General features: G+C 65.6%; 14 protein-coding genes. 2 read left to right on the top strand and 12 right to left on the bottom strand.

Annotated elements, in window-relative coordinates:
* Nucleotides 1-2: 2 nt before the first annotated feature.
* Genes GJ700_RS14250 through GJ700_RS14225 form a run of 6 tightly spaced genes read right to left on the bottom strand, consistent with a single transcriptional unit; the run spans nt 3 to nt 6,876 of the window.
* Nucleotides 3-1,346, bottom strand: coding sequence for a DUF58 domain-containing protein (locus GJ700_RS14250; protein ID WP_154374880.1), 1,344 nt, complete (start codon nt 1,344-1,346; stop codon nt 3-5).
* A complete protein-coding gene (locus tag GJ700_RS14245; protein ID WP_154374878.1) occupies nt 1,343-2,338 on the bottom strand; it encodes an AAA family ATPase in 996 nt (331 codons plus the stop codon). The genes GJ700_RS14250 and GJ700_RS14245 overlap by 4 nt, the downstream gene beginning before the upstream one ends.
* Entirely contained in the window at nt 2,316-3,641 is a 1,326-nt protein-coding gene (locus GJ700_RS14240; protein WP_154374876.1) for a DUF4350 domain-containing protein, read from the bottom strand. The genes GJ700_RS14245 and GJ700_RS14240 overlap by 23 nt, the downstream gene beginning before the upstream one ends.
* Nucleotides 3,638-5,227 (bottom strand): DUF4129 domain-containing protein, encoded by a 1,590-nt coding sequence (locus GJ700_RS14235; RefSeq protein ID WP_154374874.1) that lies wholly within the window; start codon nt 5,225-5,227, stop codon nt 3,638-3,640. The genes GJ700_RS14240 and GJ700_RS14235 overlap by 4 nt, the downstream gene beginning before the upstream one ends.
* On the bottom strand, nt 5,217-6,182 hold the full coding sequence (locus GJ700_RS14230; RefSeq protein WP_154374872.1) for a stage II sporulation protein M: 966 nt from the start codon (nt 6,180-6,182) through the stop codon (nt 5,217-5,219). Before GJ700_RS14230 ends, GJ700_RS14235 begins: the two co-directional genes overlap by 11 nt.
* A 10-nt stretch (nt 6,183-6,192) precedes the next feature.
* Nucleotides 6,193-6,876: an RDD family protein gene (locus tag GJ700_RS14225; RefSeq protein ID WP_154374870.1), complete on the bottom strand. Its 684-nt coding sequence runs from the start codon at nt 6,874-6,876 to the stop codon at nt 6,193-6,195.
* Between the two features lie 187 nt (nt 6,877-7,063).
* Here GJ700_RS14225 and GJ700_RS14220 point away from each other — a divergent pair, with 187 nt between their 5' ends.
* Nucleotides 7,064-8,542: a M61 family metallopeptidase gene (locus tag GJ700_RS14220; protein ID WP_195763899.1), complete on the top strand. Its 1,479-nt coding sequence runs from the start codon at nt 7,064-7,066 to the stop codon at nt 8,540-8,542.
* Between the two features lie 13 nt (nt 8,543-8,555).
* On the opposite strand, the gene GJ700_RS14215 is transcribed toward GJ700_RS14220, so the two are convergent.
* Genes GJ700_RS14215 through GJ700_RS14200 form a run of 4 tightly spaced genes read right to left on the bottom strand, consistent with a single transcriptional unit; the run spans nt 8,556 to nt 12,458 of the window.
* Nucleotides 8,556-9,584 (bottom strand): serine hydrolase domain-containing protein, encoded by a 1,029-nt coding sequence (locus tag GJ700_RS14215; protein ID WP_154374866.1) that lies wholly within the window; start codon nt 9,582-9,584, stop codon nt 8,556-8,558.
* Nucleotides 9,585-9,596: 12 nt separating this feature from the next.
* Complete coding sequence (locus GJ700_RS14210; RefSeq protein WP_154374864.1) at nt 9,597-10,418, bottom strand: substrate-binding periplasmic protein; 822 nt, start codon at nt 10,416-10,418, stop codon at nt 9,597-9,599.
* Nucleotides 10,415-11,206 carry a substrate-binding periplasmic protein gene (locus GJ700_RS14205; RefSeq protein ID WP_154374862.1) on the bottom strand — a complete coding sequence of 264 codons (792 nt, stop codon included), beginning with the start codon at nt 11,204-11,206 and terminating at the stop codon, nt 10,415-10,417. Before GJ700_RS14205 ends, GJ700_RS14210 begins: the two co-directional genes overlap by 4 nt.
* 7 nt (nt 11,207-11,213) lie before the next feature.
* The gene (locus GJ700_RS14200; RefSeq protein WP_154374860.1) at nt 11,214-12,458 is read right to left on the bottom strand and encodes a TIGR04552 family protein; all 1,245 of its coding nucleotides are present in this window, start codon (nt 12,456-12,458) and stop codon (nt 11,214-11,216) included.
* A 221-nt stretch (nt 12,459-12,679) separates the two neighbouring features.
* On the opposite strand from GJ700_RS14200, the gene GJ700_RS14195 reads away from it, so the two are divergent.
* On the top strand, nt 12,680-13,420 hold the full coding sequence (locus tag GJ700_RS14195) for a substrate-binding periplasmic protein (protein WP_154374858.1): 741 nt from the start codon (nt 12,680-12,682) through the stop codon (nt 13,418-13,420).
* Nucleotides 13,421-13,428: 8 nt separating this feature from the next.
* Here the strand turns inward: GJ700_RS14195 and GJ700_RS14190 are convergent, their stop codons facing one another.
* Together GJ700_RS14190 and GJ700_RS14185 are read right to left on the bottom strand one after the other, a co-directional pair.
* The gene (locus GJ700_RS14190; RefSeq protein ID WP_154374856.1) at nt 13,429-14,820 is read right to left on the bottom strand and encodes a GGDEF domain-containing protein; all 1,392 of its coding nucleotides are present in this window, start codon (nt 14,818-14,820) and stop codon (nt 13,429-13,431) included.
* A gap of 202 nt (nt 14,821-15,022) precedes the next feature.
* Nucleotides 15,023-15,388, bottom strand: coding sequence for a hypothetical protein (locus tag GJ700_RS14185; RefSeq protein ID WP_154374854.1), 366 nt, complete (start codon nt 15,386-15,388; stop codon nt 15,023-15,025).
* Between the last annotated feature and the right edge of the window lie 54 nt (nt 15,389-15,442).

The raw sequence follows: 15,442 nt of genomic DNA, 5'->3' as shown, positions 1-15,442 counted from the left end.
CTTTACAGCTGGCCGCTTTCCTTGATTTCCAGGTAGCGGTTCAGCAGCGCCCCCGGTAACCGCGCGGGCGCCACATCGACCAGGTTCGATGCGCGCAAGCCAAGGCGGTTGATGGCTTCGCGCCGCTGCTGCAAATAGTGCACGGCGGCCGATTGCCGCAGCGCCTGTGCGAAATCCGTCACCTCTGCCGCCACCGCCGCATCGAGCGCCTGCTCGCGCAGGCTGGCGCACAGCACCATGTGGCGCGTGCCAAGCAGTTCGCTGGCGCTGCGCATGGCCAGGTCGTCTTCATCTCGCAAGTTGGTGATCAAGACCACGAAGGCGCGCTTGTTCAGCTTGCGCATCAGCGCACCGGCCGCCTGCAGGTAGTCGGGCGCCTGGTCGCTCGGGTGCAGGTCGTAAATGCCGGCCAGCAGGCGGTCGAAGCCGGCCCGGCCCTTGTGGGGCGACATCCAGCGCGATGTGCCCTCCGGCGCATCGTGGCCAAAACTCATCAGCCCCACCGCATCGCCCTGTTTTTGCGCAACGAAGCCCAGGGTCAGCACCGCTTGCAGTGCGTGGTCGAAATGTGTGCCTCCCTCATCTTCGGCTGCCATGCGGCGCCCACAGTCGAGCAGGAATACCACTTGCTGGTCGCGTTCTTCCTGGTATTCGCGGCTGATCGGCTTGCGCTGGCGCGCCGTGGCTTTCCAGTCGATGGCGCGCAGGCTGTCGCCTTGCCGGTATTCGCGCAACTGGCGGAAGTCCGTGCCTTCGCCACGGCGGCGACGCCGGATCGCACCGGCGGCCGGCGCGCGCCGGTCCGTCGCCATCAGGGTCTGGCCCAGCATGCGGGAAAAATCGGGGAATACCTTGACGTCCTGCCGAGGGCCGATCCGGTGGCTGCGCAGCAACAAGCCGAACGGCGTCGCCACGCGCACGTGCGGCTGGCCGAAGTGCGTATCGCCACGGCGCTGCGGGCGCAGGCGGTAAGTGATGGTGACCGAGGCGCCGGCCTCGATGGTGGCAGCGTAAGGCATGCCTTCCAGTTCCCAGCCCGCCGGATAATCGTCGAACAATTCCACGTGCACGGCGCGCGTGCCACCGTTGCGCAGCGTGATGGCCGCGCTGTGCCAGACGCCCACCGGCCACACGCCCGGCGCCTGCCGCTCCGCGCGCAGCGCGGGCGCCCGCCAGCCGCGCCATGCATCGGCCAGGCATACCGCCAGCAATGCGGCGCCCGCCGCCCAGAACGACAGCGTCAACCATCCTTTCTGCGCCGGCACGAACGCCGCCAGCACGCTGGCCAGCAGGCCGGACACGGCCCAGGCCAGCACGCATTGCAGCAGCTTGCGCGTTGGTGTCATGCGCGCGGCGCCGCGATTTGCTGCACCAGTGCGGACAGCAGCTGGTCCGCGTTCAGGCCATCGAGTTCGCTGTCCGGCGAAATCGCGATGCGGTGGCGCAGCACGGGCAGCGCGGCTTGCTTGATATCGTCGGGCGTCACGTAATCGCGGCCCGCCAGCAGCGCCATGGCGCGCGCCAGCCGCACCAGCGCGATGCTGCCGCGCGGCCCGGCGCCAATCGCGATGCCGGCCCAGTCGCGCGTGGCGCGCACCAGCCGCACCGCATAATTGGCCACGCTGTCGTCGACGCGGATGCGCGCCGTCAACTGTTGCAGCGCGACGATGGTATCGGGCCGCACCAGCGTGGCGACGGCGGCCACGTCGAGGCCGTCGCCCACGCGATTGCGCGTGACGGCGCCCAGCATGTCCTGTTCTTCCTGCTCGGATGGATAGGCAATGCGCACCTTGACAAGGAAGCGGTCCAGTTGCGCTTCCGGCAAGGGATAGGTGCCCTCGTTTTCCAGCGGGTTTTGCGTGGCCAGCACCATGAAGGGCGGCGCCAGCGGGTGCGACTCCCCTTCAATCGTCACTTGCCGCTCCTGCATGGCTTCCAGCAGCGCGGACTGGGTCTTGGCCGGCGCGCGGTTGATTTCATCGGCCAGCAGCAGGTGCGCGAACACGGGACCCTTGCGCACGGAAAAACTCTGGTTCTTCAAGTCGAACACGGCGTGGCCCATGACGTCGGCCGGCATCAGGTCGGGCGTGAACTGGATGCGGGAAAAGTCGCCGGCGAAGGTTTTCGCCAGCGCCCGCACCAGCAGGGTTTTACCCAGCCCCGGCACGCCTTCGATCAATACGTGGCCGCCGGCCAGCATGCAGGCCAGCACCTGGTCGATGACGTCATGCTGGCCGATGACGGCGCGGCGGATTTCCTCGCCGATGCGGCGCACGATATCGAGCGCCTGCTGCAAGCGTTCAGGGCTGATGGCGTCACTGTCGTTCGGAATGTTCATAGGAGGTTCTCACTTGTTGTAATGTCCGGATCTGGCGCACAAACACGGCAGGGTGCGCGCCGGCTTCGGCATGCAGCGCTTCCTGCAGCGCGGTTTCATCGATGCCGTGCAGCCGGGCCAGCCGCGCGCACAGCGCATTGCCGTCCAGCTGGCGCAACTCGGGAGCGCGGCGCGTCAGCAGCGCCAGCGTTTCCCGCCGCGCGGCCGCCAGCAGCAGCGCGCGGCCGCCGGGCGCTTTCCACAGCCAGTTGCCGGACGCTTCGATATGTTCCAGCAGCGCGCGGCGCGTACCGCTTGGCTCCGGCAACAGCGGGCCGAAGCGGCGCATGGCGCGCCACAGCAGCAGCAACACCAGGATGGCCAGCGCCGACAGCGCCATGCTGCCGCTGCGCCACAGCGCGAGGTACCACGGCGTCGCATTGATGTCCTGCACGATGAAGACGCGCTTTGCCGCGGTATTTTGCGCGGCCAGCGCCAGCAACAGTTGCGCATGGTCGTAGCGTGGCAGGCGCGCATTGTTGAAGAAATTGTCCGCCACCATCACCAGTCTGCCACCGCCTTCTTCATAGGCGCGCAGCGCCACCGCGTCGGGATCGCTCCACAGGGCCTGGCGGGCTGGCGTCAACGACGACAGGATTTCGTCGGATGTTTCCAGTACCAGCGGATAACTGCCGCCGGGGACGGTGACGCAGGTGAACTGGTATTCGCCGGCGAATTCCCTGCTGTCCGCATGGTCTTCATCATCGTCACCATCATCGTCCCCGTCCGGAGAGGCGGGGTGCTTGTGCTTGCGGGGCGGCGCGATGCCCGTGTCGCAGCTGTCGCGCATGTCATTGGCAAACGCCATCGTCACGCCCGCGTGCGCACCCAGCGGATCTTCTTCATCGAGCCGCTTCAGGCGGAATTTGCGCTTCGCGCCCGGCGCAGGGCGTTCATCGTCGTTGTCATCGCCGCCGGACCAGCGGGGCTGCGCCACCAGCGTATTGCCGCGCCTGACCCACGCCAGCAATTGCCGCGCCTGCGCATCGCTCATGCGGCCATTGTTGTCCGCCAAAATCAGCGTACCGTCGGGCAGGTTATCCAGGTTGGCGTCGCCCAGCAGCTTGTACACGTCGACCTGGTAGCCGCGCCGCTCCAGCAATTGCGTCGCGGCCAGCATGGGTTTGCCGGCCAGGCCGGAAGACAGGCGGCGCTGCGGCTCCCACACTTGTTCCATGACTGCAAACCACAGCCATGTGCACAGCGCCGCCAGCAGCACGGTTGCCGCTGCGATCAGGCTGTTGCTGAGCACCGGTTTTTTCATGCGCCGCTCCCGGCGGGGGCGCGCCAGCGCGCATCCCACGCCGCGCAGGCGTCGCTGACGGCGGCGCCGTCCGGCCAGCGGCCTGCGTAGGCGCCTTGCAGCCACAGTTGCGTGACGGTGGCCATGACGGCGTGTCCCGCTTCGTCGAGTTGCCTGCGGTTGAGCGCATGGGCGGCCACGCGCAGGCAATCGCCTTCGGTGGCGCCTTGCGCCAGTTGCACGCCGTGGCGCTGCACCAGGCGCGACAGGGTGGCGCGGTACAGCAGCGCCAGCGCGCCGCGCCGGTCGCCCTGTTCCCACAGCGCGCGCACCTCCGCCGTCACGTCGTCCGGCAGACTTTCGGCGCGGATATCGAGGCCGGCGATTTCCGTCGCGGGCAGGGGCGGCACGGTGCGCGGCAACAGTGCGCGCAACCGGTCGCCGTAGCGGTACAGCAGCCACGCGCACAGGCCGATGGCGGCGGCAATCAGCATGGCGCGGATGATCGCTGCCAGCAGCGACAGGTCCGGCGCGGCGGATGGTTTCACGGGCTGCTTCGGCTGGTCGCCCTTTTTCATGCGCCAGGTGGGCGCGCAATCGTAGCCGCGCAAATCGTCGCCTGCATAGATGTCGTCAATGTCCTGCCGCAGCTTGTGCTGTTCCTCGTCGCGCGCGCCGAAGCGCTCGGCCGGGAACAATACGGGCATGCTGGCGCAATTCGATGCGCGCGCAGCGGGTTCCTGGGCAGTGTCCGCCGCCTGCGCGGGCGGCGCCGGCAGCCACGTGGCCAGCACCAGCGCCAGCGGCGCCAGCAGCCAGGCCGCCACGGACTGGCCAGTGCCGCTGCGGCGCTCGCCCGGCGCCTGGATCTGGCGCAGCACCAGTTCGATATCCCACGCTTCGAGCGCGGCGCGCCGGCTCAGGTACAGCGTGAAACAGCACGCGGTATAGACCGGACCCACGATGGCGCCGCCAATCGCGTAGCAGGCCAACGGCAGCAACAGCATCGCCATGCTGTCGCTGTCGCGCCCCGCCATATATGAAAACACCTTGAACTGGTCTTCGCTGGTGAACATGCCGACGAACGCCAGCATCCCTACTTGCAACACGATTTCGAAATGTGCGCACGCGAGGCCGAACATGTAGGCGGCGCGTCCCGCGCCATCGCGCCCGATCACATCGCGCCGCTTGCTGGCCGCCGCGCCGCGCGCCTGCTCCAGCTGCCATACCGGCTGATACAGTCCGCGCCCCGCCATCACGGGGCGCCACCACGTCAGCATCCGTATCCAGCCGCCACCCAGCTGTCCCGGCCATGCGCGCACGGCCTGGCGCCACGTGACTTCTTCGCCAAACACCTGGCGCGACAGCACGTACAGCGGGGCGCGCTCCAGCAGGGGCTTGAACCACCACGGCAGCAGGAACCACAGCGCCGCATAGTCGGGCAGAGCCGCCGTCAGCGCCATGGCAACCGCGATCAACGGCAGCCACAGCGCCAGCCATGCCTTGTAGACCGTGGCGGCGCGCGCATGCAGCAGCGCAAAGCCCAGGTCCAGCGCCTGCCGCGCGGGCCGTGGCCGCAGGGCGATGGTGATACGGTCAAGCTGCATCGCCGCCTTTCACCCGCGTGCGGCCGGCCAGCACGAAAAAGGCGATGACGCCGATCCAGCAGCCTGCGCCGACCGTGTATTTGATGGCCGGACTGATGGTCGTGCTGGCCGACCAGAAGGCTTCGACAAACGCCGCCAGCACGGTCAGCAGCGCCGCGCCTGCCGTGACGGGGAACATGGCGCGGCTGGCGGCCAGCAGCGCATGGCGGCGCGTCATGCGACCGGGCGCCAGCAGCGCCAGGCCCAGGCGCATGCCGGCCATGCCGGACAGGGTCAGCCCCGTGATTTCAAAACTGCCGTGGGTAATGACGAACGACCAGAAATTGCCGATGGTGGCCGGGTCGCGCGACAGCCAGGCGGCGACGATGCCGATATGGACGCCGTTGAAGGCCAGGCTGAACAGGGCGGGCAAGCCGCCAAAGATCCCGCCTGCAAACGTGCGGAAACCGATCGACACGTTATTCCAGATATAGACGCCGAACATCATGACGTCGCCTTCGGCGCCGCCCCGTCCCATGCGCACATTGCCCGGGCTGTACATCTGGCGCATGCGTTCCAGCTGGTGCGGTTCGATAAAGCTGTACGCCCACTGTGGCTGCTGCCATACCAGCCATCCCAGCATCAGCGCCACGCCCCAGAATGCCAGCGACGCCGCCGCAAACAGCCGCCACTCGGCCCGCACGCGGCAGGGGAAATCGTGCAGCATCCATTGCAGCAGCGCGCGCGGGCGCTCCGCCACCGTGCCGTACAGCCGCTGGTGGCATTCGGACGACAGCGCGTGCAGGTAATCGGTCAGCGCAGGCGAATAGCCGCGCTGTTCGGCCAGCGCCAGGCATTGTGACAGGCGGCGGTACAGCGCGGGCAACGCGCCGGGCTGCGGCGAACGGTTTTCCAGGATGGCGGCAATGTCTTCCCACAGCGCGCCGTGCTGTTGTTCGAACTGTTGCTGCTTCATGGTGGCGGTCTCACAGGCGTAGTCCCGCGGCAAACGCGCGCAGGCGCTCCAGCGACTCGGCGCCGGTGGCGCCCGTCAGCGGCTCGGCGATATCGCCCAGTTCTTCCATCCGGGCGCGCGGCAGCGTGCTTTCCCGCTCGAACAGGTCGGCCAGCGCGCGCTGCTGGTGCGGCGGCAGCGGGAAGGGCAGCGGTTGTGGCGCCACGGGTTCGTCGCCGGCCGCGGTGGTGTGCCTTACCGGCGGCTTGTCGCGGTACACCACCAGGGTGCCCGCCACGATATCGCCCAGGCGGCGGAACTGGCGGTCGAACAGCATCGCCAGCAGGCCCGTCGCGTACAGCATGGGCATGAAATCGGCCACCAGCATCAGGTTGCGCAGCGTGGAATCGCGCCAGCCCACCGGCAAGCCGTTGGCGCGCCGCACTTCCAGTCCCATGATGCGCTTGCCCAGGGTCTGGCCACGGCAATACACTTCGCACAGGATGGGATAGCCCCAGTAGCTGGCGAACAGCACGATCAGGAACAAGCCTTGCGCCAGTTTGAAGCGCGGCAGCAGCATCGTGACGCCGACGATGAAGACCAGCCACACGAGGAAATCGATGGCCCAGGCCCAGGCGCGCGCGGCCGGGCCTGCCGGGGTCAGCAGTAAGCGGGTGCCTTCCGGCGTCGTCAGCGATAGGCGGCCATCGATCAAGGTAAGTGGTGCCGTGAGAAAAGGAATTTGATTGTAACCAAGAAATAGTTAGATAAAAAGCAAAAAGGCGATGGTTTTCCGCGATTTTGTGCAGCCTGTTCCGCTGCTTGTGCATCCTGTCGCGTGATACTGGCCGGCAAACCGCTGGCGCCGCTACAGTGCGGACCTTAAAACCATGGGGGATAAAATGAAAAAGACCTTGCTGGCAGCCGTGCTGGGCTGCGCACTGGGATTGGCGCACTCCGCATTCGCCTGGGACCAGCAACCGAACCACTACAAGGTGCGCATCGACGCCGATGCGCAGCGCGCCCACGTGGAAGCGGACGTCTGGATCGAAGGCCAGGAACTGGCCATGTTCAACGCGTTCCCGATTCCCGGGCTGAAAAACGGCCAGGCCACGTTCATCGACAAGCTCGATGTGCGGTCCATGGACGGCAAGCCGATTGCCGTCACGGACAAGGGGGAGGGTGAATATACGTTGCAGGGCGACCGCCGCGTCCGGCTCAGCTACGACGTGCGGCTGGAGCACGACAAGTACGACTGGCCGGGCGGCCAGGAAGAAGTGCTGTACCACACGGACGAAGGCGTGATGGCGATCGGCTATTACCTGTTCCTGGTCCCGGGCGAAAAAATGCCGGGCCAGACCCGCGTGGAATTCGACTTGCCCAAGGGCTGGACCGCGCGCACGCCGTGGAAGCAGGCCGGGGCGCCGAATGTGTTCACGGCCGATACGCGGCGCGAACTGGTCAACAATGCGCTGTTCCTCGGCACGGCGCAGCAGGAACAGTTCACGTCGGGCGGCATGCGGATTTCACTGGTGCTGGGCAAGCGCCACTGGCCGCAGCGCGCCATGATGCGCGAGCTGATCGAACGCCAGTTGGCCAGTTACGTGGCGCTGTTCGGCCGCCCGCCGCTGGCTGAACGCTACCTGATCGTCGCCAATCCCGGCGCCACGGGGGACGGCGGCGCGTTTGCCGGCAGTTTCAGCCAGTTCCTGAAAGGCGACATCAATGCCATGACGCGCCCGTTCTGGGGCCGTGTCATGGCGCACGAATTGCTGCACTTCTGGAACGGCCATTCGCTGGTGCCGGCGCAGCCGTCCGAAGAATGGTTCAAGGAAGGCGTCACGGATTACCTGACCGTCACCACGATGGCGCGCAATGGCATGTTCGACCAGGCGCACGTGACCCGCTTCCTGGAAAACCTGGGGCGGGGCCAGAGCGTGGCGCGCCAGGGGCAGGGATTGAAGTCGACCGTGCAGGAAGCCGTCAAGGACAAGCATAATGCCTGGCTGCTGGTGTACGGCGGCGGATCGATTGCCGGCCTGGCGATGGATGTGGAATTGCGGCGCGCCACCGGCAACAAGGTGGGTTTGCCCGACGTGATGAAGGCGCTGTATGCGGAATTCGCGCAGCCGGGGAAAACCTACACCCATGCGGATATCGTGCGCGTGGCGAAGCAGGTGGGCGGTGTCGACCTGGGACCGCTGCTGCAACGGATCGTCGCCACCACCGAACCCTATGACTTGAAGCCGGTGATGGAAGAACTGGGGTTCGACTATGAACACTTCCTGTTCATGCTGGAGCACGACATTACGCCACGTGCGGATGCCACGGCGGCGCAACGGCAGCGCTTCAGGGATATCTTCGGCTTCGATTACAAGTAAAGGCGGGCGCCCGTCAATGCTCGACCGCGGCGGCGATTTTCTTCAGCAGCGCGGTGCAATGCTGGCTGATCGCGTGCGAGTTGTAAGCGCCGGCCGTGATGGCCACGGCCAGGTCCAGCGCCGGCACGATGTACAGGCGCTGGCCGCCATTGCCGATGGCGCCGACCCACTGGTGCGGGCGCCCGATGGCGTCGACCTTGCCCAGCCACCAGTGGTAGCCATACTGGCGGCCGTCGCCGGTGTCGACATGGGGGCGGATCGCTTCATCGACCCACGCTGCCGGCAGCAACTGGCGTCCCTGCCACTGGCCCCGTTGCAGCACAAACTGGCCGATGCGGGCCAGGTCCGCCGGCCGCAGGCGCAGGCCGGAAAACGCCAGCGGCCGGCCCCGTAAGTCCTTGCGCCATTCCCATTGCGTGATCCCAAGCGGTTCGAACAAGTGGATGCGCGCGAATTCCGTCAGGGTCATGCCGGTGTGCTTTGCCAGGAGTTCCGCCAGCAGCGACGTGCAGCACCCGTTGTAATTGAAACGCATGCCGGGCGGCGTCGCCAAGGGACGGCGGAACAGATACGGCGCATAGGTCCGCCAGTACAGCCGCAGTTCGTGGTTGAACAGCGTGCCGGCATTGATTTCGCGCCATGACAGGCCGCAGGTGTTGGTCAGCAAATGGCGCACGGTGACGGTTTCCTTGCCGCGCAGCGCCAGCCGCTTCAGTTCGGGATACAGCGCCATGACCGGCGTATCCATGCCCGGGACTTTGCCCTGGGTGGCCGCGATGCCCCACAACAGCCCGATGACGGAGCGGGTCACGGAGCGCATGTCATGCAGCTGTGACGCATCGAACCGGCGCTTGCGCAGAAGCAGCTGGTACAGTCCACGGTCCCTGCCGGTCCGGTAACTTTCCGCCACGAGCACCCCATGGCGCAGGATCACCAGTCCATGAAAGTTGACCGGGCCGGAAGCGAATTCGGCCAGCGCTTCGCCGAGGCGCCGGGTATTGAATCCTGCCTGCTGGACAGGGGCTGCGCTGGTGTCTCCCAATATCTGCTCCTGTCAGTCCGGCACGCCTGCTTCGTGCAGCAATTGCCGGTATTCGTGCGACTGGCGGACCGTGGCAATGGCGCGCCACACGCTGTCTATGCGGCGCGGATCGCGTGCATAGAGCGCCCGGTTGAAGGGCAGGTACAGCATGAATACCGCATAAGGCTGCGGCGCCTGTTTCACCACACCCTGGAAGCGCGGATCGCTGCGCGCCAGGCTGCTGGCTTCCAGCCCTTGCAGAATGGCGACGTCGAACAGTCCCGCCGCCAGCATGCGCAAGCCATCGTCGGCGGACTTCACCAGTTCGCGCACCCGGAAACCCCGTTCACGCAGCAAGGCGCCCACGATATAACCCGATTGCACGGCCACTTCGTTATTCGGCGCCACCAGTTGTTTGCCATCCCAGCTGGCTGCGCCGGCCGTGCGCAGGAACACGTGGGCGTAGTCGGAGCCGACCGCGCGGGACGTATCCAGTGCGCCGCCGGGCAGGGTCGGGTAGACCGCATAAGCGCGGCGGTCGGGCGCATCGGCGGCGCCGATGACGGCATCGACGGCGCCGGTGCGCAATTCTTCGAGACAGCGGCGCCATGGCTTCGCCACATAACTGAATTGTTCGCCCAGCTGTTTTTCCACCCGCCGCAACAGTTCGAAATTCAGGCCGCCGCCGGACGGCGTGGTCCATGGCCGCTGTACCACGTCTTCGTAGCACATCACCAGCGGCCTGGCCGGGGCGGCGCCCGCCGCACCCGGGACGCCCGCCAGCGCGCAGGCAGCCGCCAGTAACGGCAGCACGCGCCGGACGGAGAGCTGGCCCACGGGCGGGGAGTTATTCATTCTTCTTTGTAAGCGGCGTAGATTTTTTTCAGTTCACCACGGTCGGCCATGTGCTGCAGCGCGTTGCGCAGCCTGTCCACCGTGGCGGCGGGCAGGCTGCGCGACACGGCAAACAGTATCTGGTCTTCTTTCAGAACGGCGGGCAGCAGCTTGATCTGGCCGCCGAGCTTTTCCATCTCAATATAACGCAGCAGCGCGTTTTCCGTGTGGTAAAGAAAGCGGCCCCGCCCATGCAGCAACTTGCGCAGGTTGACGTCGAGGTTTTGCGCACTGGCGTCCAGCGACAGGCCGCCAAAGCGGCGCAGCAACTCTTCGTGCGCGGTTCCCTTCAGGACGATCACCACATTGGCCGGCCCCAGCTTGCGGATATCGTCCAGGCTACGCACCTGCACGTCGTCATCCGCGCGCACGGCGATTCTGTGGCGTACCGTATACACCGGCACGTCGATGAAGCTGAATTTCGCTTCCCGCGCCGGTGTGCGGATCAATCCGCAAAATACATCGATCTGGTTTTCCACCAGCGCGCTTTCCACGCGGGGCAGCGACATCGGCTGGTTCCAGCCGGTGAAGCGCAAGCCAGGTTCGATGCGCTCGATTGCCTGGAACACTTCGACACAGACGCCTTTAGGTTCGCCCTTGAGATTGAATTTGATGGTGTTGTTGTCTTGCGCCGCGGTGCGCAGCGGCGCGGCAGCCACAGCGGGCGCAGGGCTTGTCATGGCCATGCAGCCAAGGCCCAGGCAGGCGATGCGGACGGCAGCCGCGGCAAGGGCAGGCAGTCGCGGCATGGCGCAGTCAGGCAGGCGATGCCGCAACCGCAGCGGGTGCTGCGGCCGGCGCGGCGGCGCCCGGCTGGCTGGCGACCCAGCGCAGCAATTCGCGCCCGAACACGCGGATGCGCGCCGTGTCGACCTGGCGCCGCTTGTACGCTTCGTGACTGGCTGGACCGCTGAGACTGCGGTCGTGGCTGGCCTTGTCCATCAGCTGGATCTCGTATTCGAAGAAGAAACCCACATCATAATCCGGCTCGGCCGGCGCGTCGCTGTCGTCTTGCGCGGCAAAGGCGGGCAGGCTGGCGCCACCCACGTCGTCCGCATGCAAATGTATCATTTTCCGCACAGTGACCTGGATGCTGGCAAAGCCTTCGCCACTGTGCGGATTGTCGCTGCGGGTCTGTTCCTTGGCGGTGGCGGCCAGTTCCAGGTCCATTTGCTGCAGCAATTCAGCGGGATAGTGGTCGCAGCGCTCCAGCTGGGCGCGGTACTTGGTGAAGACGGCCTTGGCCGCGTCCATGTCCAGCAGCGTGTTGCGGGTGCGCTGGCTGTCCACATTGGTCACCGACAGCAAGTGCGCATGTTGCAAGGTTTGCAGCGCCAGCAGGCACTCGAAGCGGGTGTTGAAGATCATGCGCACGCCCAGGTGGTCGTACACGTCGGCCGCCAGGTACGCGGCCTTTTGCAGCAGCTTGAGCAGGATGCTGTTGCGGCCCTTGTTGTTTTTGCGGTCGAAGTGCAGCAACGGCAGGCAGGCGCCGTCATAGCGCAGGTAAAAATGGCCGTCTTCGCAATGGATCAATTCGTCCAGTGTGGCAAACACTTGTTCGCGGATCGTGTTGAAATGCCGCAGCTTCAGGTTGTTGTCGATATAGAAGATGCCGTGCATGACTTTCAGCACGGCGCACGACCACATGCGCAGCGTGTCGGCCTGCATGCCGCGGCGCGACGCGTACACCAGCAATTGCAACGGATCTTCCGGATGGCGCACGGCGTCCGGGATCAAGTCATGCTGCCACGGTTCAAGGAAGGTATTGGTAATAAAGGCCACGGCTTCGCGGTGCGCGCGGGCGATGACGCCGGGCGCGGCCGGCTGGTCCAGGTCGAAGCCATATTCCAGCACGAATTGGCGTGCGTCGTGCAGGTTGCGCAGCGCGAGGCCTTCCAGGTCGATTGCGGACACGCCGCTGGCGATAGCGTTGAGGTAGCCCCAGTTAAGCGAAAACCTGCGCGCGCCGCCGGTGAGCGATGCATGAATTTCTGTCATTTCCTTTATGCCATCAGCCCTATCTGATAAGAAAGTATCGCAGTGTGGTCTGCGCTGGTCAATCAATGTCGATTCCGCGATGCAGCATGGTTAAAGCAAATAAACGGTTTATATTATTTGGCAAAAACCGGCAGGCGCGGTGGTTTTGTAACCAAAGGCTGCTTGTTTGAGAGTAAGTAAAATGCTAGGCTGGCCAGGATTGTTACAAAGGAAGGTGAGGGATGAAAAGGTCAGGCTACCTGCTGCTGGGAATGTGTTGGCTGGTCGGTGCGCCTGCCGCGGCGGACGATATCGTCCTGTACGCCTATCACTTGAAACCGCCGTACCTGATCGACCGTAACAAGCAGGCGGGCCTGTATTACGACCTGGCCCGTTACCTGAACCAGCATGTGCAGGGCCATACGTTCAAAACCGTGTACCTGCCCCGCAAGCGGCTGGAAACGGACCTGGAAAACGGCCGCCTGCATGGCCTGGTGGTGGGCGTGCATCCGACCTGGTTCCGCGATGCCGCGCGTACCCGCTACCTGTGGTCGCCGCCGTTCATGACGGATGAAGACGTGGTGGTGTCGCTGCATTCCGACCCCGTGCAATATGACGGGCCCGAATCGCTGGCGGGCAAGCACCTGGGGCTGTCGTTTGGCTATTACTATTACGGTGTCGACGAGCTGGTGAGGCGCGGGCGCATTGCGCGCGATGATGCCGTCAGCGAAGAAGCGTCGCTGGACAAGCTGGCCCGCAAGCGGGTCGACGCCACCATCATCACGCGCCGCACGCTCGATTACATGCTGCGTCACCGCGCGGACTGGCAACAGCAGTTTTACGTGGCGCGCAAGCCGCACGATGCGTTTGAGCGCATGATCCTGATTCCCCGTGAATTCTCGTCCGCCGCACCGGCCATCACGCATGCGTTGACGGCGATCCTGCAGGATCCGGCCTGGCAAAAGGCGTTGCGTTCCTACTAAGCCGCCAGCTAAGCGGCCAGCGCATCGACGATGCTGCAATTGCGGCCCGCCTGCTTGGCCCGGTACAACGCGCGGTCGGCGCGGGCCGCCACGGCGTCGGCCGTGTCGTGCGGACCATTGAACGACGCGATGCCGATGCTGACCGTGACCGTCACACGTTGTTCCGCGATGACGATTTCCAGCGCCGCCAGTTTTCCCCGCAAGCGTTCGAGGAAGGGGCGGGCTTGCGCGCCGCTGCATTCGGGCAGCAGGATCGCAAATTCTTCGCCTCCCACCCGGGCCGGGGTGTCGATCATGCGGCAATTATCGCGCAGCACGACGGCCACGGCATCGAGCACGCGGTCGCCGCCGGCGTGGCCATAGCAATCGTTGACGGCCTTGAAGTGGTCGAGGTCGAGCATGGCAATCGCATACGGCTTGCCGCTGCGCAGCGAGCGCTGATGTTCCATATGGACCTTGGGCATGAACAGGCGGCGGTTCGGCAAGCCTGTCAGCGCATCGTGTTCGGCGGCATCCTGCCACAGCTGGCACGTGCGTTCGGAATGCTCGAGCTGGCCATGTTGCAGTGCCGCGCCCAGCAAGGTCAGGGCGCTGGAAAAAGCAAACGCCGCGACACGGAAAGCCGGGTCGCCCGAGGCGGCGTCGAAGGGGCCGCTGTGCTGCGCGGCGGCCGCCATCACGGCGACAAGGGTCAGTGCACTGGCTGCCGTCAAGCCCAGCAGGCTGGTGTGGAATGACAGCACCAGCAGCACGGGGAAAATGAAATATTCCATGCCGGGCAGTCCGGCGCGTCCTGCCAGCAGCAGGGCGATGACGGCGGTGGCGGCCGCCAGCAGCGGCTGCATGCGCAGCGGCGGCGCCGTCCTGCGCTGGCGCCAGCCCTGGTAAGCGGGATAGACCAGCAGCAGGCCCAGGCTGTCAGCCAGGACCAGCACGCGCGCCAGCGCGCCCGCATCCTGCCACGGGATATAACCGCCCGCGGCTAGATTGGCTGCAATCAGGATGCTCGACACGGTCGTCGGCACCAGGCACACGTACAGGATAAAGGGCAGCAAGTCGGCCGCGCGCGCCAGGCCGCCCGGCAGCATGCGGCGGAACATGTGCATGGCCAGTGCGCCAGCCATGCCATCGGTCAGCGCCGCCACCATGGTATGCGCCAGGTGCGCCGGTGAACTGGCTGCCGCCATGCCGTCAAAGTTCGCCGCCAGGCTGGCCAGGACAACGAACGGCACCGCACGGTAGCCCCATTCGAGGCACATCGCGAGGGCCATGCCGGAAGGCAGCCACAGCAGGGTAATGTTGGAGGGTTTCAGCGCGAAGATGGCCATGCCGAAACGGGCCAGCGCGAAATAGGCGAGGGCGGCAATGATCAGGCCGGCTGGAAGTTTTGCTGCTTTCATGGAACTCAGCCTGGGCCGGTCGCGGGAATATTTACTTGCTCGATTGTAGTAAACAGATTGTTACCGAGCAAGCTAATCGAGGCGGAGTGTGGCGGATATGGCATGCAGGCGCCGCAGCGCGCAAGGGCGTGCTGCGGCGGTGGTGATGAAATGATTCGGGTCACTGCGCAGCGGCGGATGGCGCGCCGCGCCAACCGTGTTGTCAGCGGTCAATGCGTGGTTCGTCCGGCGCCAGCTCGCGGTCGGGCTGCGTGCGCAAGTCTTCGGACACCGGCGGGATGGGTTGGGATTCCGTCCCGCTGCCCGTGGTGCTGGTAGCGCCGCTGGCGCCCATACTGGAAGCGTCATAAGGCTGGGTTTCCGCCGAACGGTGTTTCTTGCTTGCCTTCTTGTGCTTGGGTTTCGCATACAGGCGGTCGGTCGCGGTTGGCGGACCCTGGTCGGTTTCCATGACATCGAACGCACGCGAATCGCTGGGATTGCGCGGATTGACTTGCTGGGCGCCAGCGCTGGCGGCACTGCCGGCGGCCACGATGGCGGCCAGCAGCAAGGTTGCCTTGGTGTTCATGGGCATCTCCTGCGACATTGTTCGAATCCCCATTATTGCGCCGTTGCCGGGCTT

The sequence above is a fragment of the Pseudoduganella rivuli genome (genome assembly GCF_009674485.1).
Lineage (GTDB): Bacteria > Pseudomonadota > Gammaproteobacteria > Burkholderiales > Burkholderiaceae_D > Rugamonas > Rugamonas rivuli_B.
Note: the sequence above shows the minus strand (reverse complement) of the source record. Positions and strands in the feature narration are given on the sequence as shown.